Here is a 26526-nt window from a genome sequence, read left to right on the forward strand (position 1 = left end):
CATGTCCCAGCATCTCAAATGGGAAGACTCGGATTTCGCATCGGACGTTGTGGCGGCAAAGCTGCAGGGCCCGCATCCGCGCGCCTTCATGCTGCTGGCGGGAATCCTTGCCTTTTTCATCGTCGCCTTCATCTGGGCGAGCACGGCAGTGCTCGATGAGGTGACGCGCGGCGATGGTAAGGTCATCCCGTCCAGTCAGGTGCAGATCATCCAGAATCTCGAAGGCGGCATCTTGCGCGAATTGCTGGTGCATGAAGGCGATATCGTCGAGAAAGGGCAGATCCTGCTGCATATCGACGATACCGGCTCCGCCTCCCGCGCCGGGGAGATCGAGTCGAACTATCTTAATCTCATGGGCCGCATTGCCCGTCTTGAGGCCGAGGCGACGGACACGCCGCTCGAATTTCCGGCGGAACTGATGGCGGAGCGCAAAGACATCTCCGTGCGCGAACAAAATCTCTACAGCGCCCGGCAGGCAGAGTTGCAGTCGCAGATTTCCATCCTGCGTCAGCAGGCGCAGCAGCGTGAGCAGGAAATTGCCGAGATCAACGGCAAGCTCAAGCAGCTTCGCGCGAGCCTCGCGCTCGCCAACGAGGAATGGGGAATCACCGAGCCGCTCGTGCAGCGCGGCATCGTGCCGAAAGTCGATGCGCTGAAGCTGCGGCGCGAGATCAATGACCTTCGCGGCCAAATTTCCGGGGCGGAGCTGGCGCTTCCCCGCGTCGAGGGCGCGCTGAAGGAAGCCAACCAGCGGATCGAGGAGAAGATCCTGAGCTTTCGAAGCGAGGCCGCGCAGGAGCTGAGCCGGGCCCGCGCCGAATATGAGGCGGCGCGTCAGTCGGCCATCGGGATCAAGGACCGCGTCGCCCGGACTGAAGTGCGCTCCCCCGTCGCGGGCGAGGTGAAAGAGATCAAGATCCGCACCATTGGCGGCGTCGTCAAACCGGGTCAGGATATCGTGGAGATCGTGCCCATTGACGATACCCTGCTGGTGGAAGCCAATATCCGCCCCTCCGACATCGGCTTTTTGCGGCCGGGACAGGATGCCACCGTCAAGATTACGGCCTATGACTTCTCCATCTATGGCGGTCTCAAGGGCAAGCTCGAGCGGATCAGCGCCGACACGATCCTGAATGAGAAGACCGGCGAAAGCTTCTATCAGATTATTGTCCGCACCGAACAGAACTACCTGCAGCGCGGCGACCACAGGCTCCCGATCATTCCGGGCATGATTGCGTCCGTCGATATTCTGACCGGCCAGAAGACAGTGCTCGATTACATCATGAAGCCGATCCTGAAAACGCGGGATACGGCGCTGAGGGAACGGTAATGCGCTCCATCAGCACCTTCTGTCGCGACGCTCGTTTGCGCCGGCATCTCTTCGCCTGCATTGCGATGCTGGCATTTGCCGCAGGCCCGCCCGCGCGCGCCGAGATCACCGAGAAAGGTCTGTTCGGCCTGCTTGAAATCTCCTCCGATGATCTCTCGGCTCTGCCCATGTGGCGAAGCGTTATGGACAGCTTCCCGGCCCTCGCCGACGCGGCGCGCGAGTGTGATCAGCATATCGAAAAATGCGATACGCAGCAGATGACCCTCTGGCGGACCAAGATCGCCGAGTTGAAGCATGCGGAAAAACGCATCCAGATCATGGAGATCAACCGCTTCCTGAATGACTGGAAGCATCTCCCGGAGGCGGACGACGAGCAGAGCCGCTGGATCACGCCGCTGGAGTTCGTGTCAAATGGCGGCACGGCGCGCGACTTTGCGGTCATGAAATATGTCAGCCTGACCGAGCTTGGGTTTGACCCCGCCAGTATGCGCATCGTTATCGTCAATGATGTCCTTCGCAACCGGAACCATGCCGTGTTGAGCATACGCTATCGCGGCACGCAATATATTCTCGACAGCCTGAACAACACCCTTCTGGAGGAACGCCTCGTCACCTACTACCTGCCGCTCTACTCGGTGAATAACACCACGAGATGGGCGCATATTCCGCAGGATTTTATGAGTGCAGACGAGGTTGCCTCGGAGAGCGAAGAAAATGACTGACGCGACATTGAAGCTTGAACTCAATTCCTTCCTTGCCGAAGAAGCCCCGAACGACAGCGGCTCTATCCGCAAGGCGCCGTGGAAGCTCATTGCCGTTTTTTTCGTGGTGCTGGCCGCTCTCGGCTATTTTCTTTGTGATTACGCGATCCAGTCCCGCAAGCAGGAACTGACGGCCGCCGCCGAAAAGCGCCTCGATATCGCCGCAACCGGCAAGGCGGAGGTTATTGAAACCTGGCTCAATTCGCGCATTGCCGCAACGGACAGGGTGGCGAAAAATGGTCTGTTCCGCCTGTTCGCGACCGAAATCAACCTCGCCGATGGCGGCCGGCTGCCAAAAGCCCTCAACGATCAGCTCCCCTATATGCAGAACGCACTCAGCAGCTTCGCGCGGCAGGAAGGGCTGATCGGGGCGTATCTGCTCGGGCCTGACGGGCGCGCCTATCTTGCCTCTGGCGATGCGCCGCCGCTTTCCGATGCGCAGCGCGCCGCCGCCCGCGCGCAAAAGGACCACGCCGGCGTCACCTTCCTCCCCTTCCGCGCCGATCCGGCGGCTGGGCTTGTCTTTGACTTCCTGCTCCCCGTTTATGCCGCGCAAGGGCCGGTTGACGGGGCCGACGCCAGCGCTGTCGTCGGCATTCTGCTTCTCACCTCGCCTGCGGCGGAGGCGCTCGCGGCGCTGGTCGCGCCGGCAACGCCCGGCCATGAGAGCGAGGAGACGCGCCTCTATCAGGAAAGCGACGGAGCGTATTTCGAATTGCTCGCCAAGCGCCCGCCTTACGTTGCGCTCACGCGCGATGACAGCATGAACGCCGGCGCAACAGGCTTTCACACGGTCACCGACAAGAACGGCAATGAGCTGTTCTCGGTCGGCGCGGAGGTGGCGGGAACGTCGCTGATCGTCACGCAGCAGATCGCGGTGGAGGAGGCACTCGCCCCGCTCACCACCTATGCCTTCTTCATTGTCGGTCTCGCCGTCAGCTTCCTGATTGTCATTTTCAGCGTCCTGATCACCATCTGGCTCTTGCTCACCGGCCAGAACGCCCGCGCACTTGCCCGCCAGTACAAGGAGTTCGCGAGCCAGATCAACGTCCAGCGCCGCCTCCTCGGCCGGATCAACAACACCATCGACGAACTGATCAGCCTGACCGATCCGGAAGGCCGCTATATCTACGCCAACCCCTCTCTCGCCCGGCTTGCGAACTGCCCGATTCGGTCGATTCCCGGCAAGACGGACCGCGACCTGTTCGGCGAAAAGGCGGCCCGGGACTTCGCCGAATATGACCGCAAGGCCATCGCGACGGAGCAGACCGTCAACGCCTTTATCGATATCGAGACAGAAACCGGCAAACGCACGTTGCGCGTCGCCAAATCGCGGTTCCTGAGTGATGACGGCGCGTTTCTCGGCATCGTGACCGTTGCCAGCGATATCACCGACTATGTCCAGCAGCAGCGCCGCAAGGAAGCGCTGGATCGCAAAACGATCGCCGTGCTCTCGCAGATGCTGGAGGCGAACGATCCCTATCTTATCGATCACTCCAACCGCATGGCGAAACTCGCCCGGCATATGGCGCGCCAGCTTGATCTCTCGGCGGAGGTTACCCGCATTCTTGACACGGGCGCGCATCTCTCGCAGATCGGCAAGATCTCCATCCCGGCCGAACTCCGCCAGAAGCAGACGCGACTGACGCCGGAGGAGCAGAAAATCATGCAAAGCCACGTTGAGATCGCCGAGAAAATCCTCACCAATGCGGAGATGGAGCAGGACATCGTCGATGCCATCACGCAGATCAACGAGCATCTCGACGGCAGCGGCTATCCGAAGGGGCTGAAGGGTGACGAGATTGATACGCCGGCGCGTATTCTTGGCATCGCGGATATCCTGATCGCCCGCATCTCGCCGCGGTCCTACCGCGAGGCGATCGGCGTTGACGAGGCGATGCGGGTGTTTCGCAACAATCCGGAAAAATACGATCCCGCGATCATCGACGCCTTGACGCGCTTTTTCGAAACCGAGGAAGGCGCCGCCTTCAAGGCCGAGATCGAAGCCAAGCGAAACTGATCAGGATTCGTCCGCCGCGATATTGCTCTTGAACAGCATATCGGCAACCGCGGAAACATCTTCGGCCCCGCCGCCAACCCCGAGATCGGCATCGGAAACGATCAGCCGCCCGCCCCTGTCCGCATCGTTCTGAATGAAATCGATGGCGGTGGTCGTTTCGTTCGCGGCGATGTTCAGCGCATCGAACAGCGCATCCAGATCAACAACGTCCGTCGCATCGAGATCGAGGAAGGCAAGGTCGACCGCGGCGGCGTCATCTTCCGCCCGGACCAGCGGCAGGGCGTCCGTATCTATATCTTCTGGCTGGTCGTTACTCATGACAACTCTCACCTCCACTGACCCGTGACGGGAAGGAAACCGGCTGGTATTTTGCGCAAGGTTAGCCCCGAGATCGCGTCCCTTCATCCCTCATATGAGGGAGAATATAACAAATTTCGTCGATTTTGCGTAAAATTTTATGGAGTCTGCTTCGCCAGCAGCGCCGCCAGTTCTTTCCGGAAGCTGCCGGCAAAAAGCGCGACGCCTTCCGAGGCGCCGTCCTGCTGGAAAATCGTCGCGACATGCAGACCGAGGATGCGATAGGCGTCCCCCTCCCGCACCAGAAGCGGCGATCCGGAATCCCCTTCCGTCGCATCGCATTGATGCAGCAGCATCGTGCTCGCGCTGGTGCGGCGAGATGACTCGATGCGGCAGTTTTGATCCGCGGTCAGCACATGGGCGATATCGCGGCTGTACCCCGCCTGGATCACCGTGAGGCCGGCATCAATTTTCGCTCCTACATCTGCCTCCTGGAGTTCGCTGAAACCCAAAAACCCATACTCCTTTCCAAGCGGCGTCACGAGGCGGGCGATCGCCCAGTCCTCCTCCACCAATGGCGTCTCGGGGCTTGCCGATGTGATCTGCCCGCCGCCAAGCGTAAAACTTTCAATGCGCGAATGCGCCGCATAGGCGCCGCGTTGATAGCCGAGGATGAAATGATACGCGCTCGACACCGACCACTGGCGGCGGCGCGGATCCCAGAAGCAATGCGCCGCCGTGAGAATGATGTCGGGGCCGATGAGTACCGCAGTGCAGTGGCTGCCGTTCCGATTAAGACGGCCGATGCTGCGCCATGGATATTTGCTGACATCCACCATCTCGCGATTGTCGTCGCCCTTGATGCCGGGCGATTGCAGCGCCTTGCCGGAGACCGACATATCGGCGCGCACCGGTACGGCAAGGAGCAAGAAGACGGTGAGAGCGCCGAGGAGGAGGAGCTTCGCTGTCCGGTACCGGCCGAAGCACTGAAAAAGGGTGGTGCCGCGCGGGCTCAGAGAGAGAGCCCCGCCCGGGCGCGCAACGTCTCGTCGCGGATAGAGAGCTCCTGCCCGGCGAGATCGCTGGCATCCTCACTGCAGAGCCAGGCGATTACCCTCGCCGGATCGCTCGCGGGCGCAAGGGAGGCGCGCGGCAGCTTGCTGACCTGATTGATGCCAGAGGCGCGGATTTCCCCCTGCATATCGGTATCAACGACACCGGGCGCAAATCCATAGACGCGCACCCCATGCTCCGCCGCCTCGAGTGCGGTTGCGCGCGTCAGCATGTAAACGCCTGCCTTGCCCGCGCAGTAGGCGCTCCACCCTTCCATCGGATTATGGGCGGCGCCCGAGCTGATATTGATGATCACGCCCGCCCCCCGCTTGATAAAATGCGGCAGGACAGCGCGCGTTCCGTGGTATACGCCGAGCAGATTGACCGAAATATTTTCCGCCCACGCGCTCGGATCACTGCTGGCAAGCGGGCTGATCGGCGTGACGATACCGGCGTTGTTGATGATCGCATCGACCCGGCCATACCGCTCCAGCGTCTCGCTGACGAGCTTCTCGACCGCCGCATAGTCGGCAACATCGCAGCTTGCGGCAAAGGCATCGCCGCCGGCGTTCCTGATCTCTTCAAGAACGCCGCTGCAGGCCGCAGCCGTGCGCGCGCTGAGGCAGAGCCGCGCCCCGCTTGCCGCGAGCGCGAGCGCCGCCGCGGCGCCTATCCCGCGGCTCGCGCCGGTAACGATGATGGCCTGATCTTTGAGTTTCTGCATGAAAATTATCCTGTCGTAATCGGGTCAGAAAGAGGAGTTCGGCTCCGTCAGAAAGGCCGCTTCCTCCGGCGTCGTCTCGCGTCCGAGCTGCTTATTTCGATGTGGGAAGCGACCAAAGCGCTCGATAATGAGATAGTGTTTCTCGGCATAATCAAAAGCAACCGCGTCGCCAATTTCGCGAAAGAGGTCGATGGAGAGCTTCTGATCCTCGATATCCTCGCTATGCTCGAACGGCAGGGCCGCGAACTGTTTCTGGAAGGTGCCGAGCGCGTCGTAAAAGCCGGTTTCGATCATGTGCCGGGCAATCTCGCGCGCCTTGCCGTCCGTCGCGAAAGCCCGCGCGGTATCGCGAAACATATTGCGCGAGAACTGATCGAACAGGAGAATGAGGGCAAGCGAGCCCTTCGCGCTCTCGGTCCAGTCGAGATATTCGCCCGCCGCCGCCTTTTCAAAATCCGCAAGGAAGCGGTCGCGAATTTCCGCATCGAACGCCGGGTTCTTCTCGAACCAGATGGCGCGCGGCTTGCCGTAATCGGGGTGATCTTCGGGGAGAAACCAGAAATCGAGAATTTCCTGAGCGCGGTCCATAACAGTTACCCTTCCATCCGCGAGACGCACCACCGACCCGCAACCTTTGCATCGTCATGGCCGGAATCTATAGGGATGTGGAAGATGTGACAAGCGGGGCGATCGCTTCAGGGTATCTTGAGGAAAATCCGCAGCTCGCGCGCCGAGAGACGGAAGACGTCATCGGCGCTTAGGCGATAGTAGCGCACAAGCGCCCCGAGCAGCGCAAGTTCACGCCGATACTCATCTTCTGTCTGGAACCGCTCGCAGATTTCCTGGTCGCTCATCATCTGAAGCGCGCGGACGAGCATGGCGAGGCGGCGGCGCTTTCCGGCGCGCGACTGGTCCGCCGACCGCCGCGCCATGGCGATAAACCGATCGGCGGCGGCAAAGAGGCGCTCGTCGGGGTAGATCAGCACACTCGAGCGGACAAACTGGCGGCACAGGCGGGCGATGAACCGGCTCTCGGGGAGCTCCGCACGCGCGAGATATTTCTGCACCAGAAGGCGGCGGCAGATGACCATCTTGCGCGGCATCATCCGCGCGAGACAGAGAAATGCCGGCGCATAGAACATGAGCTGCGGGAAGGAGAGCAGCTTTTCGATAAAGCGGTACTCCGCGAACCAGAAGCGCGCCCTCGCGGCCGGCAGGCTGGCAAGTTCCCCCTCGATACTGTCGCGCAGGACGGCGCGCAGTCGCGCCTCCTCCTTGAGCGCCGCATCGCGACATTCGCGAAGCAGACGGCAATCGATGAAGGCGAGCGCGGACCAGCAGCCGAGCCGCTGTCCCTCATCTCTCCATGGCAGGCTTTCCCGGGGTTTCAGAAGATCGGAGGATGCGGGCGCATCCCTGTCATCATCGCTCATTCAACCCTCGCGGCCGGAAGTCCTTACGGCTTTCCAGACGCGCAAACGCCCGTGCGCGTGATCCGCAATACGGGTTTTCAGGCGGTAATTGTCGAGACGGTCATCTGGATCGGCCCGTCTTTTCGCTTGTTCCAGAACTGCGACACGTAAGGATTGTCGGTCCGCACCGCTTCGCGCACATCGCCGCACCAGACAACGCGCCCTTCATGCAGCATTGCGATCCGGTCCGAGATGATTCGCGCCGTCAGCAGGTTGCTGGTGATAGCGATCACGGTACTGCCCATCTCGCGGACATTGTTGAAGATCTGATCATTGATAACATTGCTCATGATCGGATCGAGGCCGGCTGTCGGTTCGTCGAGAAAGAGGATGGGCGGGTTTCCGGCGATGGCGCGGGCGAAGCCGACGCGCTTTTGCATGCCGCCGGAAAGCTCGGCCGGGAAAAGATCGGCGACATCCGCCGTCAGGCCGACGGAGCGCAGCTTTTCAATGGCCAGCGCCTTCACCTTCTGCTTCGTCATGCCGGGCTGCTGCGCGAGGCGAAAGCCAATATTCTCCCATACACGCAGGCTGTCGAAGAGGCCGGAGCGCTGGAACTGCATGCCGAAGTTGCGGAAAAACGCCATCCGTTCCTGCTCGGGCAGGTCCGTCACCTCGCGGCCATCGAGCAGGACCGAGCCGCTGTCGGGCTTGATAAGGCCGAGAACGCATTTCAGCGTCAGCGTCTTGCCTGATCCCGACGGGCCGATCAGCGTGAGAATCTCGCCGGCTTTGACCTCGAGATTGATCCCGTCGAGCGCCGGAACCCCGTCAAAACTCTTGCGCAGGTCCCGGATAACGAGCTTATTTTCCACAGACTTTGTCATAGCGATGAACCTACAGGATAACGGGGCGAAAACAAACCGCATTCTGGTTGGTTACCGCACACCGCGACAGATCTCTCTAGGCGATTTCGCTTTAGATGTATAAAAAAGGGCATGGAAAAAATATTTGCCAAAATTCCGCCGTTTGAACCGGGCTCCGTCTGGCTGGTGGGCGCAGGCCCGGGCGATGCCGGGCTGCTGACGCTTTATGCCATTCAGGCGCTTCGGGAGGCCGATGTGCTTGTCTATGATGCGCTGGTCGATCAGGAGATTCTCTCCCTTACCGGGCCCGACACGATCCTTGAATATGCCGGCAAGCGCGGCGGCAAGCCGTCGCCGAAGCAGACGGATATCACCGAACGGCTCATCGCCCTTGCGCGCGAGGGGAAGAAGGTGCTGCGGCTCAAGGGCGGCGATCCCTATATTTTCGGCCGCGGCGGCGAAGAAGCGCTGATGCTCGCCGCGCATAACATCCCGTTCCGCGTCATTCCGGGGATTTCCTCGGGCGTTGGCGGGCTCGCCTATGCGGGAATTCCGCTTACCCACCGGGAGACCAACTCCGCCGTCACGTTTCTGACCGGCCATGACGCGAGCGGCGAGGTGCCGAGCGTGAAGTGGGAGCATATCGCCAAGGGCTCGCCGGTGATCGTCATCTACATGGGGGTGAAACATATCGCCACCATTGCGGAGCGCCTGATCCGTCACGGCCGCGCGAAAGAGGAGCCGGTCGCCGTCATTTTCCGCGCCACGCTGAAAGATCAGGAAGTCGTTCTCACCACGCTCGAACATGCCGCAGCGGATGTCGAGAAAAGCGGGCTCAAACCGCCCGCGCTTATCGTTGTCGGCGAGACGGTGGCGCTGAGCGGGACACTCGACTGGTTTACGCCGTCACTTCCCAAAGACGGCAACCCGTAGGGTGATATCCAGCTCCCAGAAGATCAGGCGCCGCTTTTGCGGGGCTTTGCCCGCGCCGTCGGCTCCGCTTGAAGCGGATCATCCGGCCAGTAATGTTTCGGATAGCGCCCCTTCAGATCCTTCTTCACCTCGGCGTAGGTGGTGCGCCAGAAATTTGCGAGGTCTTGCGTGATCTGCACGGGCCGGCGCGCCGGAGAGAGCAGGTGCACCGAGACGCTGACGCGGCCATCGGCAAGCTTCGGCACATCCTCAAGCCCGAAAATCTCCTGCAGGCGCACGGCAAGCACGGGCGCTTCGGGGGTCGAATAATCAAGACGGATGCGCGATCCGCTCGGCACCGCGAGCGTCGCCGGTGCAAATTTCTCAAACCGCGCCAGCTTCTCCCACCCGAGGCGATTTTTCAGGATATCCAGAAGATTGAGCTTTTTGATCTCATTGAGCGACGTAAGACCCGCTAGATAGGGCGCCAACCAATCATCAAGGCTCGCCTCAAGCGCATTGATTGAGAAGTCCGGCCAGCCGCCATCCGGATCATGCAGCCGCGCGAAGCCGACCCGCTCAATGAAGCCGCGACTCTCCTCATCCCAGGGCAGTGCGCGAAGCTCCTTTCCTTTCAGGGCGTCGAGAAGCGCCGCGACTACCTCGCCGGGCTTCGGGTCGTTGATGCGCCGGCTTTCAAGTATCAGCGCGCCCAGCTTGCGGAGCTTCAGCGCGACAACACGCGCCTTTTTCTCGTCCCAGAAAACCTGACGCTCAACCGTCACGCTATCGGCGAAATGAGTTTCTATTTCCGCCGCCGTGATGCTGGCCGCAAGGTCGATGCGGGCATCGCGCCCCTTGCCATCGAGCGCGGCCGCAACAAGATAGGGTTCGCCTCGCATCCGGTCAGTCTCCGCAAGACGGGCGCCGCGCCCTCCGGATAGGCGATACTGGACGGCGCTGCCCTCTCGCAGTTCACCGATCCGGTCGGGATAGGCAAACGCGAGCAGCAGGCCCGGGCTCAGCGCCGCGCCGCCCGTCCCTTTGGCCGCGGGCAGGCGCCGGGCCAGATCATCGCTGGCGCGGAGAACCTGCTGGTAGGCGCCGCCTTTACGCCGGCGCGCCGACGCAAGAAGATCGAGGCGCGCGGCGATATCGGCGTTTGGCGCATCCGGATTATGGCGAAGAATATCCCGCTCCGAGAGAAGCGCGGCAATATCGGCGGCAAGCGACACCCTGTTCGCCGCCTGCGCCTTCAACATCATTGTGGCAAGACGGGGATGGAGCGGGAGCTTCAGTATCTCCCGCCCGAGCGGCGTGATGCGACCTTCTTCAAGCGCCCCCAGTATCGTGAGCAGGTCGCGCGCCTGCGCAAGCGGTCCGGGCGGGGGCGGATCCATCCAGAAGAGCTCGGCCGCGTCCTCAACACCCCAGGCCGCAAGCTCAAGCGCAAAGCCCGCGAGATCCGCCGTCAGGATTTCGGGCGGCGCAAAATCGGCGAGGCCGCGATCCTCGGCTGCGGTCCAGAGCCGGTAACAGACGCCGGGCCCGAGCCGCCCGGCTCGGCCGCGCCGCTGATCGGCGGAAGCGCGTGAGACGCGCCGGGTCAGAAGCGCGCTCATCCCGCTGGAGGGATCGAATACAGGCGCCCGGGCGAGCCCCGCATCTATCACGACGCGCACACCTTCGATTGTAAGACTGCTTTCGGCGATATCCGTTGCGAGGACAATTTTGCGCCGCCCTGCCGGATCCGGCAGAATGGCCGCTTCCTGCTCAACGAGCGAGAGGTTGCCGTAAAGTGGCGCGACCACGGCGGGCGCGATATCGTCATCGCTTTCGAGCAGGCTCCGGGTGCGCCGGATTTCGCCGACGCCCGGCAGGAAAACGAGGATGTCGCCGGTATCATCCCGCAGCGCCTGGCGTACCGCATCCGCAGCCAGCGCCTCAATCCGCGCAGCGGGCCTTCGCGGCAGAAAGCGCGTTTCGACCGGGGACTGCCGCCCTTCGCTCCGCACGATCGGAGCATCCCTAAGCATTTGCGAGATGCGCGCCGTGTCGATGGTTGCGGACATGAGCAGCAGTTTGAGATCCGGCCGGAACACCTCCTGCACCTGCCGCGCGAAGGCGAGGCCGAGATCCGTTTGCAGGCTGCGCTCGTGAAACTCATCGAAGATCAGCAGCGTCACGCCCGCAAGTTCGGGATCGGACTGGAGCTGGCGCGTGAGGATAGCTTCGGTCACCACCTCGATCCGCGTCTTCCTGCTGACCCGGTTTTCAAACCGCACGCGATAGCCAACTGTCTCGCCGACCTTTTCCCCCAGCAGCGCCGCCATCCGGCTCGCCGCGGCGCGTGCGGCAAGACGGCGCGGCTCCAGCATGATAATTTTCCCCGCGCCGAGACAGCCCGACTGCAGCAGGTAAAGCGGCACCAGCGTCGTCTTGCCCGCGCCGGGCGCCGCCTCCAGAATGACCGTGCCTGCCGCCTCGAGAGTGGCGGCGAGCGACGGCAGTGTGTCCGCGACGGGGAGGCCGAGTTTTGTGAAATCAATGCGCATACGTCTTTATGCCTTTTTGACGCCGGCTCGCCAACAGGATTGCACATCTCCCGCGCGACGTGAAGGAAGCCATAGGCAGGCCGGCGCTCCTGTGGCATTATGGCGGCTGTCCTTCACCGCTTGCCACTACTCAGACCCTGATCGCTTAACTCGTCTCATGCTGCAACAAATTGCTGAAATCGAAGCCCACTCCCTTGCCGCGATCCCTGCCCTTCGCACCGAGGTATATGACGGGTGGCATTTGCGCTTTGCCCGCAACCATACGCGCCGCGCCAATTCGGTCAATGTTGTCACTCCCGGCGTCCTGCCGCTTCCCGACAAGGTGGCGTATTGCGAAAAGGCCTATGCGGCGGAGAAGCAGAGCTGCCATTTTCGTCTGACCCCGCTTGCCAATGAGGGGCTCGATGCCTTCCTTGCCGAGCGCGGCTACGGGTTTTTCGGCGCAACGGACGTGCGGGTGAAACATCTCTCAGAACCGCTTACGCCCGATAGCGGGAAAGATCTCGTCAGCTATGATCCGAAATCGGAATTCTGGTTGCGGGGCGTCGCCGCACTCACCGGTCAGGATAAGGCAAAGCAGCAGATTTTTCGTGAGATGCTGGATCTGATTAAAATGCCGATCCATGCCGTCGGCATTCTGCGCGGCAAGCAGATTGTCGCCTGCGGCATGGGGGTGCAGTCGGATAAGTATCTCGGCCTCTTCGAATTCGCCACGCATCGAAAATTTCGCCGGCGCGGGTTCGCAGGCCGCATCGCCCGCCATATCGAGGCAAAAGCTCAGGCCGGGGGCGTAGCGATCGCCTATCTTCAGGTTGTCGCCAGCAACGAGGTCGGGCAGGATTTCTGGCGCGAAATGGGCTTCAATGAAGCCCTCTATCGTTACCACTACCGGACGAGACCGCAGGACGGCGCGGCGGAGACCGACGCGGGCACTCATCGCTGAGCAGCGGCTGGCCTTCCGCTCTCAGTCGATCAGCGCCTGATGGACGAGGGCGCGGAGTTCCTTGCGAAGCGGATAAAAGCTGCTCGGCACGAACTGTGTGAGGAAGAGAACGGTCATGTCCTCCACCGGATCGACCCAGAAAACGGTGCTCGCCATCCCGCCCCAGCCGAAATCGCCTTTTGACCCCATCATCTGCGAAAGGGCGGGCTCCAGCATCACCCAGCCACCGAGGCCGAAACCGACGCCTTCAAAGGATATCTCCGAGAAAATCGGCTGTCCGTTGGCCGCGAGATCGCCCTTCAGATGGTTTGACGTCATAAAATCGACGGTGCGCGGACCCAGCAGCCGCCCGCTTTCAATCGCGCCCCGGCAGCGGATCATCTCGGCGAATTTGAGATAGTCGGCCGCAGAGGAGATCAGCCCCCCGCCGCCCGAATAACAGACCACCCGCTCGCGCGCAAAGGCGCTTTTCTCCACCGGATCGAGCAGCTTGAGGCCGCCCGCATCATCGGACATATAGGCCGCGGCGTAGCGGTCCAGCTTCTCCGCCGGCACGCCGAAGTCGGTATCTTTCATATTGAGCGGATCGAAAATATGCTCATGCAGGAAGGAGCGGAGATCCTGCCCCGAGATCAGCTCAACGAGCCGGCCGACCACATCCGTCGAGACGCCGTAGTTCCAGCGCGCACCCGGATTGAACAGCAGCGGCATTTTTGCAAGCCGCGCAACCTCGCTCTCCAATGTCCCCCGGCGCGGGCCGAAATCCATTTTCTCCGTCTCATAGAGCTCGCCAAGCATGCCCAGATTGAAGGAATAGGTCATGCCCGACATATGGGTGAGAAGATGGTGCACCGTCATGCGCGTGGCGGCAGGCATGGTATCGCCAATGCTCTTCGCATCGGGGCGGAGGACCTGCATCTCGCGAAACGCCGGGATGAACTCATCGACCGGATCATCGAGATGAAAGAGCCCCCTCTCATAGAGCATCATCAGCGCGACGGAGGTGACCGGCTTGCTCATGGAATAAAACCGCGCGAGGGTGTCATCGGTCCAGGGAGAGGCAGAGGCAATGTCGCGAAGCCCGATGGATTTTGAATAGGCGATCTTGCCGCTTCGGGCGATGACCGTCTGCGCGCCTGCCAGCTTGCCGCCATCCACATAGCGCTGCATCCAGTCCGTGATATAGGTCAGGCGATCCGGGCTGAAGCCCAGACTTTCCGGTTTTTGGACGGCTTTCAACATGCTCTTTCCTCTCCCCATGTGTTTATCAGGCTAGGCCTGAACGGTTGTCTGCTCCTGAACGCCGAGTCCCTCGATCCCGAGCTTCATCGTCTGGCCGGGCTTCAGGAAAACCGGCTCCGGCTTCTGACCGAGGCCGACGCCGGCCGGCGTTCCGGTCATGATGAGATCTCCCGGCAGCAGCGTCATGAACTGGCTGAGGTAGGAGATTATCGTCGCAACGCCGAACAGCATATTTTTTGTATTGCCATTCTGGCGGCGGACACCGTCAACCTCGAGCCAGAGGTCGAGCGCCTGCGGGTTGGGAACCTCATCGCGCGTCACGAGCCACGGCCCGATCGGCCCAAACGTCTCATGGCTTTTGCCCTTCGTCCACTGGCCGCCGCGCTCCGACTGAAAGGCCCGCTCCGAGACATCATTGGCGACGCAATAGCCGGCGACGTGATCAAGCGCGGTCTCTTCGCTGATATATTTGGCGCGTTTTCCGATGACAACGCAAAGCTCAACCTCCCAGTCGGTCTTTTTTGAGCCGCGGGGAATTTCCACATTGTCATTGGGCCCGCAGATGGCGGAGGAGGATTTCTGAAAGACGATCGGCTCCGCCGGGACGGCCAGCCCCGCCTCCTTCGCGTGATCGGAGTAGTTGAGCCCGATGCAGATGGCGTTCCGGACATTGCCGACGCAGGCCCCGATACGCGGTGAGCCGGCAACCTTGGGCAGCGACGCGGGGTCGACGGCGCGCAGCTTCGCGATACCCTCATCCGTCAGCACGTCGCCCGCAATATCCGCAATCACGCCCGAAAGGTCGCGAATGCCGCCCTCCGCATCCAGAATGCCCGGCTTTTCCGCGCCCAAGGGGCCATATCTCAAGAGTTTCATGTTTTAAGACCTTTCACTGATATCTTATATGCTGATAACAATTTTTCCAAAATGCGCGGCCTTTTCCATCATGCGGTAGGCGTCCTTGGCCGCATCGAAATCCACCGTCGCATCGATCACCGGACGGATGGCATGATGCTCAAGCGCCGCATTCATAGCGCTGAACATATCGCGCGGTCCGACATAGACGCCCTTCAGCGTGATCGATTTGCGCATGAATATCGTCGGATCCATCAGGCCGCCGCTCAGGATGCCAACCAGCGATATCCGCCCGCCAATGCGGACAGAGGCGGCCGACTTCTGCAAGGTTCCCGCGCCGCCCACCTCGATTACGAGATCAACGCCGCGGCCATCCGTGAGGCGGCTCACCTCCGTCTCCCAGTCCGGATGGCGGCGGTAATTGACGAGTTCATTGGCCCCAAGCGTCTTCGCCCGCGCCAGCTTCTCGTCGCTGCTTGAGGTGATAATCGTCCGGATGCCCGCCATTTTGGCAAACTGCTGCGCGAATATCGAGACGCCGCCGGTACCAAGCAAAAGCACCGTCTGTCCTGCCTGCGCTTTGCCGGCGGCAAACAGGCAGTGCCAGGCGGTAAGCGCCGCGCAAGGAAGCGTCGCTGCCTCCTCGAATGATAAATGCTTTGGAATGGGAAGCGCGCCCGTTTCCTTCAGCACGACATATTCCGCGAGCACGCCGTCAATCGGGCCGCCAAGCGCGCTCGGCATCACCACATCCCGAACGGGGCCCGCGATCCAGTTCTGAAAAAAGGTGCCGACGACGCGATCACCGGGTTTGAAGGCGCTCACACCCGCCCCGACCGCCTCGACAATGCCAGCCCCGTCAGAATTGGGAATGCGCGGGCCCCGAATACCGCGGGCGCGCGGATCCTGAATGGTCGAATAATCCCGGTAATTGATGGAATTCGCCTTCATTCTGACGAGGATCTCGCTGGGGCCGGGCGTCGGGACATTCCGCTCGACACGTGTCAGCTTATCAATGCCGCCATCACCCTCAATGACCCAGACTTTCATCATGCGGGTCTCCTGAAACTGTTGGTGTTGCTTGCGAGACGCGTCGGGCAGGGTTTTTGAAACATAGCGCTGATCCATCGTTACCGGGCGGTGCGGATGTCGCCCGGCGTTGTGATTATTCTTGTCATGAATTCAAAAGAATGATCGCGCAAACGCGCGCCGAATACAATCATTTCCGGCAACAGAATGTCGGCGCCCTGCTACTCAGCGGAGAGCTGCACGTCCGCGAGTTCCGCATCCGGCAGCGTGAAGGTGAAAATAGCGCCTCCCTCGGACCGGTTGGCGACCCAGATTTTACCGCCGAAGAAGGTGATGATTTCCCGGCAGATCGCAAGGCCGAGGCCGGATCCTTGCGGTTTGTCGCCGCTCCGTCCGATCGACTGATGGAACTTGTCGAACACTCTCTCGATCATATCGTCGGGAATGCCCTTGCCGTTGTCGGCGACGCTGACCTGCAGGCCCTTGTCCGCGACGCCCACCGTCACCTCGATGTGGCCTTCGGACTTGTCGCAGAATTTGATCGCGTTGGAGACAAGATTGATCACCACCTGCATCAGCTGGTCCCGATCGGCGCGGACAGGGCGGAGGCCCTGAGGGATATCGACCCGGACGACGACGCCATTTTCCTGGATCAGGCCATCGAGTGCGGCCATCGCCTCGGAGATTGCCCCCTCCACGTCAACGGCGCTCAGCGACCAGTCCATTTCGCCCGCCTCCATACGGGCAAGGTCGAGAAGCTGATCGATAAGCCGCGTAAGGCGCGAGCTTTCCTTGACGATGACATTCAGGAACCGTTCCCGCTCCTCCTGTGAGACTTCGGGGTTATCAACAAGGATCTCGCCGAACGCCCGCAGCGATGTCAGCGGCGTCCGGAGCTCATGGCTGACCATCGACAGGAAATGATCTTTCAGCGAGTCGAGCTCCTTCAGCCGCTCGTTCGCGGTGCGGAGCTGCGCCGTCGCCTGCTCCAGTTCCGCCGATTTCTGTTCAAGCCGGTGGCTGTATTCGATCACCTGGCTGGTCTCATCGAGAATGCGATACACCTCATCGAGCCCGACGATTTCTCCCTTGACCACCGTCCCGACCATCACCCGGGCGGTTGCCGACCCGATGGCGCCCGCCAGCAGCTTTTCAGCAAAATCGAGCAGGGCCGCGTCGGCGGACTGGTTTCGCTTGAGGTTGATGTTGCGCTCGGAAGCAAACTCGTCGAACGCTTTGGCCGCGCGCTGCATGCCGACAAACCGGCCGACAAGCTGCTGCAGGTCGGAAACAGTCGCCGATCCCCGCCAGTAGCGGCTGTCGCGCTCGTCGTCGGTATGGACGAACACGTCAACGAACAACGCCCCCTGAATGCGCTCGATCGCCGTCTGGCGCGACAGCAGCGAGACCGTCCAGAGCGCGCCGATATTGACGAACATGCTCCAGAAAAGCGAATGCGTCAGACGGTCGAAGACATCGAGGCCAAACAGCGAATAGGGCTTCAGGAAGGTGATCCCGTAAGGGCCATCCTCGATAAAGCTGAGTGGCAGCCAGCCCGATTGCGCAAAGGACGGCAGAAGCAGCGTATAGGTCCAGACGACGAAACCAAGCGCAAGACCGGTGATTGCTCCCTGGTAGGAGGCGCCCTTCCAGAAGATGCCGACCAGGATCAGCGGCGCAAACTGCGCCGCGCCGGCGAAGGAGACGAGGCCGATGGTGACAAGCGAATAGCTTTCGCTTGCAAAGAGATAATAGATATAGCCAAGGAACAGGATGATCAGGATGCTGATCCGGCGGATGGTCAGCAACAGGCCCGTCAGATCGTCATTCTTATTGATATTAAGTCCGCGCGTGCGCAAAAGGAGCGGCATGATCAGGTCGTTACAGATCATCGTGGCAAGGGCGATCGAGGCGACGATCACCATGGATGTTGCCGCCGAAAGGCCGCCGACGAAGACGATCAGCGCAAGCAGCGCCTGATCATTGATGAGCGGCACCGTCAGCACATACATATCCGCATCGGCGCTGACCCCGTCAAAGGCGATCCGCCCGGCAAGCGCAATGGGCAGAACGAAGACGTTGATCACCAGCAGGTAAAGGGGGAAAAGCCACGTCGCCTTGCGCAGAAAGGATTCGTCCGGATTTTCGACGGCCGTAATGTAGAACTGCCGCGGCAGACAGATGATTGCGGCCATGGGCAGCAGTGTCATGGTTATCCAGCGACTGTAATTGCCCTCCGCATTTACCGCGAAGAGCGTATCGAGACCATGTTCCCGCGCCCGCTCGAAAAGATCGGCGAACCCGCCGTAAAGGCCATAGGTGACGAAGAACCCGACCATCAGAAAGGCAATCAGCTTGACCACGGATTCAAAGGCGATTGCCGCGACCAGCCCCTCGTGATGCTCGCTCGCATCGATATGGCGGGTACCGAAGAGGATCGCAAAAAGGGCGAGGATCAGCGCGACGATCAGGGTCGTATCGACAAAATAGATCATATCGTTCGCGGAATTCAGGAACTGCCCGTCGGCCGAGTCGACCAGAATACGAAAGCTGGTTGCGATCGATTTGAGCTGGAGCGAGATATAGGGCGTCGTGCCGATCACGGCGATGATTGTGACGAGACCGCCGAGGCGGGCGTGCTTGCCATATCGCGAGGCGATGAAATCGGCGATAGAGGTGATGCGATGCACCTTGCAGATACGGACGATCTTGACCCAGACGACCGACCAGAGCACGAACACCAGTGTCGGACCGAGATAGATGGGCAGAAAATCGAAACCTTGCGTCGCGGCAAGGCCAACGCTCCCGTAAAAGGTCCAGGAGGTGCAATAGACCGCGATCGACAGGGTGTAGACATAGGCGTTGCGGGTGAAGTTCCGGCCCTTGCCCGCGTGATGATCGACGAACTGCGCGATGGCGAACAGCAGCCCGAGGTAAAGAATAGAGACTGTGAGAACCAGCCCGCCGGACATTATCTTGTCTCTTGCAGGGGCGGCGGCGGTTCGCCTTCGCTCGCTGTCTCAGGCGTCACCGGCTCTCGCGGCTGGACTTTCCCGCGCTTGGCGCCAAGCGCGGTGAGGGCGATGATCGCGCCCCAGACGGTAAACAGATAAAGATAGATGAGCGGAATGCCAAAAGCGGGCCGGGGCGAATCGAAAATCGTGATGATCGGCGGCAAAAAGGCGATCAGGCTGACGACGAACAGCAGGATCGACCATTCTTTTTTGCGCCCGGTTCTGATCATTCCCCTCCCCCGTCAGATCCCTCGCGCCCTCAGCCCGGATTGGCCGATTGGGCCGATTTCGGCGGTGAAATGATTTCCCGGACCATGCGACTGAGTTCGCGGGTCGAGAAGGGCTTGGTCACGAACTCGTCCGCGCCGAGGGACATTGCCCGTTCCTTGTCCGCTTCCCGGCTTTTCGCAGAGAGCATGATAATTTTGACATGACGGCAGGCAGGATTGGCGCGGATCTGCTCACACACCATAAAGCCATTCTGACGCGGCAGCATAATGTCGAGAAGGACGAGATCGGGCACATACTCATCCACGGCGCGCAACGCCTGCTCCGCGTCGCGTGCAACCCGAACGACGAACCCGGCCTGCTTGAGGATAAACTGCAAGGACAGGACAATGTTGGGCTCGTCCTCAACTACAAGAACCGTATGCGTCATCTTGCGTTGCTCCTTCCATTGGCGCGGGAAGGTACCGATAGCTGGCGCTTTATCCGGCCGGGACTGACGCCCGTCGGACATTTTGCTGCTCGGCGGCCTTTTTTTCATGAGTATACCTGCTTTACCGGGATTTTACAGGCATCAATCGAAAAAGGCCGCCGGTTTTCCCGTTACTTGTTCATTCGGTTGGCGATCAGATCGTCGACCACCGCCGGTTCCGCGAGGGTCGAGGTATCGCCAAGGCTGCCGAAGTCATTCTCCGCGACTTTGCGAAGAATCCGGCGCATGATCTTGCCTGAGCGCGTTTTCGGCAATCCCGGCGCCCACTGGATAAGATCCGGCGTCGCGATCGGCCCGATCTCGTGGCGCACCCATTTCACCAGCTCCATCCGCAGCTCTTCCGTCGGCTCCGTCCCCGCCGTCAGCGTGACATAGGCGTAGATCCCCTGCCCCTTGATATCATGCGGGAAGCCGACGACCGCGGCTTCGGCCACAAGGTCATGGGCCACCAGCGCGCTTTCGACTTCCGCCGTCCCCATGCGATGGCCGGAGACGTTGATCACGTCATCTACCCGCCCGGTGATCCAATAATATCCATCCTCATCGCGGCGGGCGCCGTCGCCGGTGAAATAAAGCCCCGGGTAATTCGAGAAGTAAGTCTGGATGAAGCGTTCGTGATCGCCGTAGACTGTGCGCATCTGGCCCGGCCAGCTGTCCTTCATGCAGAGCATCCCCGAACATGGACCTTCGAGAACATTACCCTCGTTGTCAACCATCACGGGCTCAACGCCGAAGAAGGGAAGCGTCGCCGAACCCGGCTTCAGATCCATGGCGCCCGGCAGCGGCGAGATCAGGATGCCGCCGGTTTCCGTCTGCCACCAGGTATCTACGACCGGGCAGCGCCCATCGCCGGCCACGTCATAATACCAGCGCCACGCCTCCGGGTTGATCGGCTCGCCGACCGAGCCAAGCAGGCGGATGGACTTGCGCGACGTTTTCTTGACCGGCTCCTCCCCTTCACGCATTAGCGCGCGGATAGCGGTTGGCGCCGTGTAGAAGATATTGACCTGATGCTTGTCGCAGACTTCCCAGAAGCGCGAGACGGTCGGATAGTTCGGCACTCCCTCGAACATCAGGGTCGTCGCGCCGTTGGCGAGCGGGCCATAGAGAATATAGCTGTGGCCGGTGACCCAGCCGACGTCGGCCGTGCACCAGTAGACGTCCCCGTCGTGATAATCGAAAACATAGCGATGCGTCATCGAGACGAAAACGAGATAGCCCCCCGAGGTATGCAGAACGCCCTTCGGCTGTCCCGTCGAGCCCGAGGTGTAGAGGATAAAGAGCGGATCTTCCGCATTCATTTCCTCCGGCGGGCAATCCGTCGATGCTTTCGCCATTTCCTCGTGATACCAGACGTCGCGGCCCTCGACCCAGTTGATCGGATTGCCGGTCCGGCGAACAACGATACAGGTGGTGCATTCGGGGCAGTCCTTCAGCGCCGTGTCGGCATTGGCTTTCAGCGGAATGGTCCGCCCGCCGCGCACGCCTTCATCGGCGGTAATCACATAATGCGACTCACAGTCGCGAATACGCCCGGCGAGCGCATCGGGGGAGAAGCCACCGAAAACGACAGAATGAACGGCGCCGATCCGGGCGCAGGCGAGCATCGCGACGGCCGCCTCGGCAATCATCGGCATGTAGATGGTGACGCGGTCGCCCTTTTTGACGCCGCGCGCCTTCAGGACGTTGGCGAACTTGCATACCTCGGCATGTAATTCGCGATAGGTGATCTTCCGGTCGTCTTTCGGATCATCGCCTTCCCAGATGATCGCCGTCTGGTCGCCGCGCGTTTCAAGATGCCGGTCGAGGCAGTTGTAGCTGACGTTGAGCGTGCCGTCATAATACCAGCGGATATGCAGATCCTCGGCGTTGAAAGAGACATCCTTGACCTGCGAATAGGGCTTGATCCAGTCGATGGTCTTCCCGTGCTCGCCCCAGAACGCAGCCGGATCCTCAATTGAGGCCTTGTACATCTCCTGATAGCGCGCCTTGTCGATCCATGCCTTTTTTGCCAACTCTTCCGACACCGGATACAAATCTTTCGCAGACATACCTCGCCGTCCTTTCCCTGATGGTCAGTTGATTCTCTTTATGAATATCAATGCAGTTACAATATTTGCTAACGCACCGCGATCCAAAACACAAGGGAGTATGCAAGGGACGAGTGGCTGTCCCCGTCAGATCGCCAGATATTCATAACGTAATTCCTGGTCTTCCAGCACCTGGCGCGCGGTGCCGCGAAATGCAATCTGTCCCATGTCAAGGATCAGCGCCTTGTCGGCAAGCTGAAGCGCCGCGACGGCGTTCTGCTCGACGATGATCGTGGTGATGCCGAGCTTCTTGACCTCGAGCAGGATCTTCTCGATTTCCTGCACGATGACGGGCGCGAGCCCCTCATAGGGTTCATCCAGAAGCAACAGCTTCACATCGCGCGCGAGCGCCCGGGCGACCGCCAGCATCTGCTGCTCGCCCCCCGACATGGTGACGGCATCCTGGTTGCGCCGCTCGCCAAGCCTTGGAAAATGATCGTAAATGCGCTCCAGTTCCCATCCCTTCGGATCCGCCACCTGCGACAGTATCAGGTTTTCTTCCACGGTCAGGCCGCCGATGATGCGGCGATCCTCCGGCACGAGCTGAATGCCCGCCTGCGCCGCTTCGAACGATCGGAGCGGGTGGATCGCCTTGCCTCCGAGATAGATCTCGCCACGTTTCAGGGTCGGGCTGTCGACACGGGCAAGCGTGCGCAGCGTCGATGTCTTGCCAGCGCCGTTGCGTCCAAGCAGCGCGACAATATCGCCCTCCTCGATATCGAAGGAGACGCCTTGGACGATATAGGATTCCCCGTAATAGGCATGGATATCCTTGACGCTGAAATAGGGTTTGCTGGCAGGGCTTTCCGACATCACTGCGCTCCTCCCAGATAGGCTTCCTTGACTTTCGGATCCTCGCGCACGGTTTGCGGATCCCCATCCGCGATGATCTGCCCGCGCGACAGCACGCTCACCTTGTCGGCGAGGCTGAAGACGACATGCATATCATGCTCGATAATCACCTTGGTCATGCCGCGCGACTTGATCTTTTTCAACAGATCAATGGTGCGGTTCGTGTCATGGCGCGCCATGCCGGCGGTCGGCTCATCGAGCAGCAGAAGGCGCGGCCGGAGGATCAGGCACATGCTGAGCTCAAGCCGCCGCTTGTCGCCGCGGCTCAGGCTTCCCGCCTCGGTCTGCATCATGTCCTGCAGGCCGACATCTTCGAGAATATGCTCCGCTTCATCGCGAATTTCATGCTGGTTTGCAAGTTTCTGCCCGGCGTTCAGCCGGAACGACCCATCGCGATAGGAAAGCGCCGGGATCATGACATTTTCAAGAAGCGTCATTTCCTGAAAAATCTCGGGCGTCTGGAATACCCGTGCGACCCCGAGCTGCGTGATTTCATGCGGCGCCCGCCCGGTCAGCGTCTCGCCGGCGAAGGTGACGCTGCCTGTATCGGGCTTGAGGCGACCGATACAGACATTAAGAAGCGTCGATTTCCCCGCCCCGTTCGGGCCGATAATGGCATGGGTTGTCCCTTCCTCGACACTCATATTGATGTCGGAAAGCGCGCTGAGGCCGCCAAACCGTTTGTTGATATTTTCCAGATTGAGTACGTAGTCAGTCATCGCGCGTCCTCCTACTCGCCGGCCTGGTTATGCACCTGGACCGATTGCTGCTCCGACTTTTCCTTGCTGGTGGTGAAGTAGTCGACAATGCGCCGGAACCCTTCCATCAGCCCGCCAGGCAGGAAAATAACGATGATCATGAACAAAAGGCCGAGCGTGAGGTGCCAGCCGCCGCCGACGAACAGGCCGAGAACCGGTACCAGCACGTCGGTCACGCTATCGGGCAGGAAGGAGAAAGCCTGCTGCAGCACATTGGCATCGAAGGCGGAGAAGATATTCTCGAAATATTTGATCAGCGCCGCCCCGAGCACCGGCCCCACAAGCGTTCCCGCCCCGCCGAGAATGGTCATCAGCACAACTTCGCCCGATGCCGTCCACTGCATCCGCTCGGCGCCCGCAAGCGGGTCCGTCACTGCAAGCAGGCTGCCCGCAAGACCGGCATACATGCCCGAGATGATGAAGGCCGTCAGCATATAGGGCCGGGTGTTGAGGCCGGTATATTTCATGCGGTTCTGGTTCGACTTGATACCTTTCAGCATCAAGCCGAAGGGCGAGCGGAAAATCCGCAGCGAGATATAAAAGCAAATGATCAGCAGCACGGCGCAGAAGTAAAAGCCGGGGTAGCCGCTCATCAGCTCGCCAAAAAGATTGGTGCGCGGCAGGCCGAGCGTCGGCGTGCCGTCGGAGAACATCTTGTCGAGGACCCGCGGATCGGATGCGACGAGTTGCAGTCCCGTCTCGCCGTTGGTAATCGGCGTCAGCACCGAATAGGCAAGGTTATAGGACATCTGCGCGAAGGCGAGCGTCAGGATCGAGAAATAGATGCCCGAACGGCGAAGGCTGAGATAGCCGATGATCGCAGCCAGGATCCCGGCGACAACGACACCGAACAGAACCGCCGGGATGACATTCATCGTCAGCAGCTTGAACGACCAGACGGCCGCGTAGGATCCGACACCGAGAAAGGCGGCATGACCGAACGACAGATAGCCGGTCAGGCCGAAGAGAATGTTGAACCCGATGGCAAAGATACCATAGATCGCAAATTTCTGGAGCAGATCGGGGTAGTTGCCCCCGATCGGCTCAAGCCAGAACGGCATCAGCAGGATGGCGGCGGCGAAGCCTGCGACAAGCAGCGTATCGCCGAATGACCGCTTGAGCGTATCGGTACCGGTGGTATCAGTCATCCATAACTCCTGTCCGGCCCATCAGGCCGCGCGGCAGCACCAAAAGAATGATGACTGCGACGAGATAGATAATGATCTGGTCAATACCCGGAATGAGCGCTTTCACCTCATTCATCGAGGCGAAGGACTGCACAATCCCGAGCAGGAAGCCGGCCAGCACCGCGCCGCCGAGCGACCCCATGCCGCCGACAACGACAACCACGAAGGAGAGAACGAGGAATTCCATTCCGAGATGGTAATCCGGCGGCAGTATGGGCGTGTACATCACCCCGGCGACACCCGCGACGATGGCGGCAATGGCGAACACGACCGTAAAGCGCCGCTCGATATTGATGCCAAGGAGACCGACGGTCTCCCGATCGCGCATGCCGGCGCGCACCACCATGCCGTAGGTCGTGAATTGCAGGAAGATAAAAACGGCCGAGAGAACGATCGCCGAAAAGGCGAAATAGATCAGCCGCCACCAGGGATAGACCAGATTGTCGCCAAGCCCGAGCCAGGCGCCGACATTGGCGCTGCCGGCAACAATTTCCGGGGCGGGCTGCGGGATCGGATTGGCGCCGAAATAGGCCTTGATGATTTCCTGAAGAACGATCGCGAGGCCGAAAGTGACGAGGATCTGCTCGGCCGGCGGGCGGCGATAGAAATGCTTGATCAGGCCGCGCTCCATCACATAGCCGATCAGCAGCATCACGGGGATGGCGAGCAGCAGCGACAACGGCACCGAATAATCGATGATCAGGCTGCCTGTCTCACCGAACCAGGATTCCAGATAGGTCTGTTCCTTATAGGCGGCAAAGGCGGTAATATTTTCATCGCGCACCTTGGTGGACAGGGTGATCAGCTTGTTGAACGTCACGGCACAGAATGCACCCAGCATGAACAGCGCGCCATGGGCGAAGTTTACAATTCCGAGCGTTCCGAACACGAGAGTGAGGCCAAGCGCAATCAGCGCATAGGCCGCCCCTTTGTCCAGTCCATTGAGAATCTGAAGAAGAATGGCATCCATGAGTTCTACCTCGAAATTACCATCGGCTGACTTCCGGGCCTAAAGGCGAGGAAAAAGATGGGTTGACGCCTCCCTGATGCGCCAACCCATTAAAATGCACAGAATTACACCTTCACTTCATAGGGGCCGAGTTCGCCGCCAAAGATGGACGCGTCATACTCCACCTGGGCACGCGGAGTGATGTCGACGATATTCAGAATATCGAACTGGCTGGTCGGGTTCTCGTTCCCGCGCACCACCAGAACGTCCTTGAAGCACTGATGATCTTCCGCACGATACAGCGTCGGGCCATTGCCCATGCCGTCAAAGTTGAAGCCTTCAAGCGCCTTGATGACTTCGGGAGGATAGAAAGTACCCGCCATTTCGCAGGCGTTCGCATAAAGCAGCGTCTGCACATAGCAGGTGTGAGCAGCCATCGACGGCGGCTCGCCATATTCGGCGCCGAAGGACTGCACGAAGGCCTGCGAGGCCTCATCCTGCAGCTGCCAGTTCCAGTTTGCGGTGCCAAGAATACCCTTGACCGCCTCGCCGGCGCCGCGCGCCATCAGACGGGAGAAGAGCGGCACGACAATCTCGAAATTCTTGCCGTTGGCCTGCTTGTCGCGAAGCCCGAACTGAACCGCCTGGGTCAGCGAGTTGACCATATCCTTGCCGTAATGGTTGAGGATCAGCACGTCGGCGCCCGAGTTCAGAACCGGCGTCAGATACTGCGAATAATCGCCCGCGCCAACCGGGGTCAGAACCGTCTTGGTGGTCTCCCAGCCGATGGCTTCGGTGGAATTGCGGATCGACTCTTCCTGCGTCCAGCCCCAGGTGTAGTCGGCGGTCAGATGGTAAGCGCGGCGATCCTTGCCATATTCCTTTTCCAGCACCGGCGCGAGCGCCTGGCCGGACATGTAGGCGTTGAAGAAGTGGCGGAAGCCGTAGCGCCGCTTGTC

24 protein-coding genes are annotated in these 26526 nt (G+C 60.5%); 5 read left to right on the forward strand and 19 right to left on the reverse strand.

Annotation, left to right across the window (positions count from 1 at the left end; translation table 11 throughout):
• Position 1: 1 nt before the first annotated feature.
• Genes V7Z56_RS14640 through V7Z56_RS14650 form a run of 3 tightly spaced genes read left to right on the forward strand, consistent with a single transcriptional unit; the run spans position 2 to position 4111 of the window.
• On the forward strand, positions 2-1330 hold the full coding sequence (locus tag V7Z56_RS14640; RefSeq protein ID WP_334130277.1) for an HlyD family type I secretion periplasmic adaptor subunit: 1329 nt from the start codon (positions 2-4) through the stop codon (positions 1328-1330).
• Positions 1330-2052 carry a transglutaminase-like cysteine peptidase gene (locus V7Z56_RS14645; RefSeq protein WP_334130278.1) on the forward strand — a complete coding sequence of 241 codons (723 nt, stop codon included), beginning with the start codon at positions 1330-1332 and terminating at the stop codon, positions 2050-2052. The genes V7Z56_RS14640 and V7Z56_RS14645 overlap by 1 nt, the downstream gene beginning before the upstream one ends.
• A complete protein-coding gene (locus V7Z56_RS14650; protein WP_334130279.1) occupies positions 2045-4111 on the forward strand; it encodes an HD-GYP domain-containing protein in 2067 nt (688 codons plus the stop codon). The genes V7Z56_RS14645 and V7Z56_RS14650 overlap by 8 nt, the downstream gene beginning before the upstream one ends.
• On the opposite strand, the gene V7Z56_RS14655 is transcribed toward V7Z56_RS14650, so the two are convergent.
• The 6 genes from V7Z56_RS14655 to V7Z56_RS14680 all read right to left on the reverse strand — a co-directional run bounded on the left by V7Z56_RS14655 (position 4112) and on the right by V7Z56_RS14680 (position 8484).
• Positions 4112-4429: a hypothetical protein gene (locus tag V7Z56_RS14655; protein WP_334130280.1), complete on the reverse strand. Its 318-nt coding sequence runs from the start codon at positions 4427-4429 to the stop codon at positions 4112-4114.
• Positions 4430-4566: 137 nt separating this feature from the next.
• The gene (locus V7Z56_RS14660) at positions 4567-5337 is read right to left on the reverse strand and encodes a trypsin-like serine peptidase (RefSeq protein WP_334130281.1); all 771 of its coding nucleotides are present in this window, start codon (positions 5335-5337) and stop codon (positions 4567-4569) included.
• A gap of 83 nt (positions 5338-5420) precedes the next feature.
• Positions 5421-6185, reverse strand: a complete 765-nt coding sequence (locus tag V7Z56_RS14665; RefSeq protein WP_334130283.1) for an SDR family NAD(P)-dependent oxidoreductase — start codon at positions 6183-6185, stop codon at positions 5421-5423.
• Positions 6186-6209: 24 nt separating this feature from the next.
• Positions 6210-6773, reverse strand: a complete 564-nt coding sequence (locus tag V7Z56_RS14670) for a DUF924 family protein (protein WP_334130284.1) — start codon at positions 6771-6773, stop codon at positions 6210-6212.
• A gap of 107 nt (positions 6774-6880) precedes the next feature.
• Positions 6881-7618, reverse strand: a complete 738-nt coding sequence (locus V7Z56_RS14675; RefSeq protein WP_334130286.1) for a hypothetical protein — start codon at positions 7616-7618, stop codon at positions 6881-6883.
• Positions 7619-7695: 77 nt separating this feature from the next.
• Complete coding sequence (locus V7Z56_RS14680; RefSeq protein ID WP_334130287.1) at positions 7696-8484, reverse strand: ABC transporter ATP-binding protein; 789 nt, start codon at positions 8482-8484, stop codon at positions 7696-7698.
• Between the two features lie 111 nt (positions 8485-8595).
• Between V7Z56_RS14680 and cobA the strand changes: the two genes are divergently transcribed.
• A complete protein-coding gene (cobA, locus tag V7Z56_RS14685; RefSeq protein WP_334130288.1) occupies positions 8596-9396 on the forward strand; it encodes a uroporphyrinogen-III C-methyltransferase in 801 nt (266 codons plus the stop codon).
• Between the two features lie 23 nt (positions 9397-9419).
• On the opposite strand, the gene hrpB is transcribed toward cobA, so the two are convergent.
• On the reverse strand, positions 9420-11930 hold the full coding sequence (gene hrpB, locus V7Z56_RS14690) for an ATP-dependent helicase HrpB (protein ID WP_334130289.1): 2511 nt from the start codon (positions 11928-11930) through the stop codon (positions 9420-9422).
• A gap of 157 nt (positions 11931-12087) precedes the next feature.
• Here hrpB and V7Z56_RS14695 point away from each other — a divergent pair, with 157 nt between their 5' ends.
• Entirely contained in the window at positions 12088-12873 is a 786-nt protein-coding gene (locus tag V7Z56_RS14695; protein ID WP_334130291.1) for a GNAT family N-acetyltransferase, read from the forward strand.
• 21 nt (positions 12874-12894) lie between these two features.
• On the opposite strand, the gene V7Z56_RS14700 is transcribed toward V7Z56_RS14695, so the two are convergent.
• The 12 genes from V7Z56_RS14700 to V7Z56_RS14755 all read right to left on the reverse strand — a co-directional run.
• Positions 12895-14115, reverse strand: a complete 1221-nt coding sequence (locus V7Z56_RS14700) for a serine hydrolase domain-containing protein (RefSeq protein WP_334130292.1) — start codon at positions 14113-14115, stop codon at positions 12895-12897.
• Positions 14116-14145: 30 nt separating this feature from the next.
• On the reverse strand, positions 14146-14991 hold the full coding sequence (locus tag V7Z56_RS14705; RefSeq protein WP_334130293.1) for a fumarylacetoacetate hydrolase family protein: 846 nt from the start codon (positions 14989-14991) through the stop codon (positions 14146-14148).
• A gap of 24 nt (positions 14992-15015) precedes the next feature.
• Positions 15016-16023 (reverse strand): zinc-dependent alcohol dehydrogenase family protein, encoded by a 1008-nt coding sequence (locus V7Z56_RS14710; RefSeq protein ID WP_334130294.1) that lies wholly within the window; start codon positions 16021-16023, stop codon positions 15016-15018.
• A gap of 197 nt (positions 16024-16220) precedes the next feature.
• Positions 16221-18971, reverse strand: a complete 2751-nt coding sequence (locus tag V7Z56_RS14715) for a sensor histidine kinase (RefSeq protein ID WP_334130295.1) — start codon at positions 18969-18971, stop codon at positions 16221-16223.
• A complete protein-coding gene (locus tag V7Z56_RS14720) occupies positions 18971-19243 on the reverse strand; it encodes a hypothetical protein (protein WP_334130296.1) in 273 nt (90 codons plus the stop codon). Before V7Z56_RS14720 ends, V7Z56_RS14715 begins: the two co-directional genes overlap by 1 nt.
• A gap of 29 nt (positions 19244-19272) precedes the next feature.
• A complete protein-coding gene (locus V7Z56_RS14725) occupies positions 19273-19671 on the reverse strand; it encodes a response regulator transcription factor (protein WP_334130297.1) in 399 nt (132 codons plus the stop codon).
• 170 nt (positions 19672-19841) lie between these two features.
• Positions 19842-21782 (reverse strand): acetate--CoA ligase, encoded by a 1941-nt coding sequence (gene acs, locus V7Z56_RS14730; RefSeq protein ID WP_334130298.1) that lies wholly within the window; start codon positions 21780-21782, stop codon positions 19842-19844.
• Positions 21783-21908: 126 nt separating this feature from the next.
• The gene (locus V7Z56_RS14735) at positions 21909-22634 is read right to left on the reverse strand and encodes an ABC transporter ATP-binding protein (protein ID WP_334130299.1); all 726 of its coding nucleotides are present in this window, start codon (positions 22632-22634) and stop codon (positions 21909-21911) included.
• Entirely contained in the window at positions 22634-23392 is a 759-nt protein-coding gene (locus V7Z56_RS14740; RefSeq protein ID WP_334130300.1) for an ABC transporter ATP-binding protein, read from the reverse strand. The genes V7Z56_RS14735 and V7Z56_RS14740 overlap by 1 nt, the downstream gene beginning before the upstream one ends.
• Before the next feature lie 11 nt (positions 23393-23403).
• Positions 23404-24579 (reverse strand): branched-chain amino acid ABC transporter permease, encoded by a 1176-nt coding sequence (locus tag V7Z56_RS14745; protein WP_334130301.1) that lies wholly within the window; start codon positions 24577-24579, stop codon positions 23404-23406.
• Positions 24572-25588: a branched-chain amino acid ABC transporter permease gene (locus V7Z56_RS14750; protein WP_334130302.1), complete on the reverse strand. Its 1017-nt coding sequence runs from the start codon at positions 25586-25588 to the stop codon at positions 24572-24574. Before V7Z56_RS14750 ends, V7Z56_RS14745 begins: the two co-directional genes overlap by 8 nt.
• A 104-nt stretch (positions 25589-25692) precedes the next feature.
• Positions 25693-26526: ABC transporter substrate-binding protein (locus V7Z56_RS14755; protein WP_334130303.1), on the reverse strand; the 834-nt coding region annotated here is incomplete at its 5' end.

Origin of the sequence: Sneathiella sp., from assembly GCF_036844445.1 — a bacterium.
In the GTDB taxonomy this organism is placed as follows: Bacteria; Pseudomonadota; Alphaproteobacteria; order Sneathiellales; family Sneathiellaceae; genus Sneathiella.

Coding starts and splice junctions, on each gene's coding strand:
- V7Z56_RS14665 (WP_334130283.1), bottom strand. CDS start 6,185: ATGCAGAAACTCAAAGATCAGGCCATCATCGTTACCGGCGCGAGCCGC.
- V7Z56_RS14720 (WP_334130296.1), bottom strand. CDS start 19,243: ATGATCAGAACCGGGCGCAAAAAAGAATGGTCGATCCTGCTGTTCGTC.
- V7Z56_RS14750 (WP_334130302.1), bottom strand. CDS start 25,588: ATGGATGCCATTCTTCTTCAGATTCTCAATGGACTGGACAAAGGGGCG.
- V7Z56_RS14655 (WP_334130280.1), bottom strand. CDS start 4,429: ATGAGTAACGACCAGCCAGAAGATATAGATACGGACGCCCTGCCGCTG.
- V7Z56_RS14740 (WP_334130300.1), bottom strand. CDS start 23,392: ATGACTGACTACGTACTCAATCTGGAAAATATCAACAAACGGTTTGGC.
- V7Z56_RS14640 (WP_334130277.1), top strand. CDS start 2: ATGTCCCAGCATCTCAAATGGGAAGACTCGGATTTCGCATCGGACGTT.
- V7Z56_RS14705 (WP_334130293.1), bottom strand. CDS start 14,991: ATGAAACTCTTGAGATATGGCCCCTTGGGCGCGGAAAAGCCGGGCATT.
- V7Z56_RS14735 (WP_334130299.1), bottom strand. CDS start 22,634: ATGTCGGAAAGCCCTGCCAGCAAACCCTATTTCAGCGTCAAGGATATC.
- cobA (WP_334130288.1), top strand. CDS start 8,596: ATGGAAAAAATATTTGCCAAAATTCCGCCGTTTGAACCGGGCTCCGTC.
- V7Z56_RS14745 (WP_334130301.1), bottom strand. CDS start 24,579: ATGACTGATACCACCGGTACCGATACGCTCAAGCGGTCATTCGGCGAT.
- V7Z56_RS14670 (WP_334130284.1), bottom strand. CDS start 6,773: ATGGACCGCGCTCAGGAAATTCTCGATTTCTGGTTTCTCCCCGAAGAT.
- V7Z56_RS14650 (WP_334130279.1), top strand. CDS start 2,045: ATGACTGACGCGACATTGAAGCTTGAACTCAATTCCTTCCTTGCCGAA.
- V7Z56_RS14725 (WP_334130297.1), bottom strand. CDS start 19,671: ATGACGCATACGGTTCTTGTAGTTGAGGACGAGCCCAACATTGTCCTG.
- V7Z56_RS14645 (WP_334130278.1), top strand. CDS start 1,330: ATGCGCTCCATCAGCACCTTCTGTCGCGACGCTCGTTTGCGCCGGCAT.
- hrpB (WP_334130289.1), bottom strand. CDS start 11,930: ATGCGCATTGATTTCACAAAACTCGGCCTCCCCGTCGCGGACACACTG.
- V7Z56_RS14700 (WP_334130292.1), bottom strand. CDS start 14,115: ATGTTGAAAGCCGTCCAAAAACCGGAAAGTCTGGGCTTCAGCCCGGAT.
- V7Z56_RS14710 (WP_334130294.1), bottom strand. CDS start 16,023: ATGATGAAAGTCTGGGTCATTGAGGGTGATGGCGGCATTGATAAGCTG.
- V7Z56_RS14675 (WP_334130286.1), bottom strand. CDS start 7,618: ATGAGCGATGATGACAGGGATGCGCCCGCATCCTCCGATCTTCTGAAA.
- V7Z56_RS14695 (WP_334130291.1), top strand. CDS start 12,088: ATGCTGCAACAAATTGCTGAAATCGAAGCCCACTCCCTTGCCGCGATC.
- V7Z56_RS14680 (WP_334130287.1), bottom strand. CDS start 8,484: ATGACAAAGTCTGTGGAAAATAAGCTCGTTATCCGGGACCTGCGCAAG.
- acs (WP_334130298.1), bottom strand. CDS start 21,782: ATGTCTGCGAAAGATTTGTATCCGGTGTCGGAAGAGTTGGCAAAAAAG.
- V7Z56_RS14715 (WP_334130295.1), bottom strand. CDS start 18,971: ATGTCCGGCGGGCTGGTTCTCACAGTCTCTATTCTTTACCTCGGGCTG.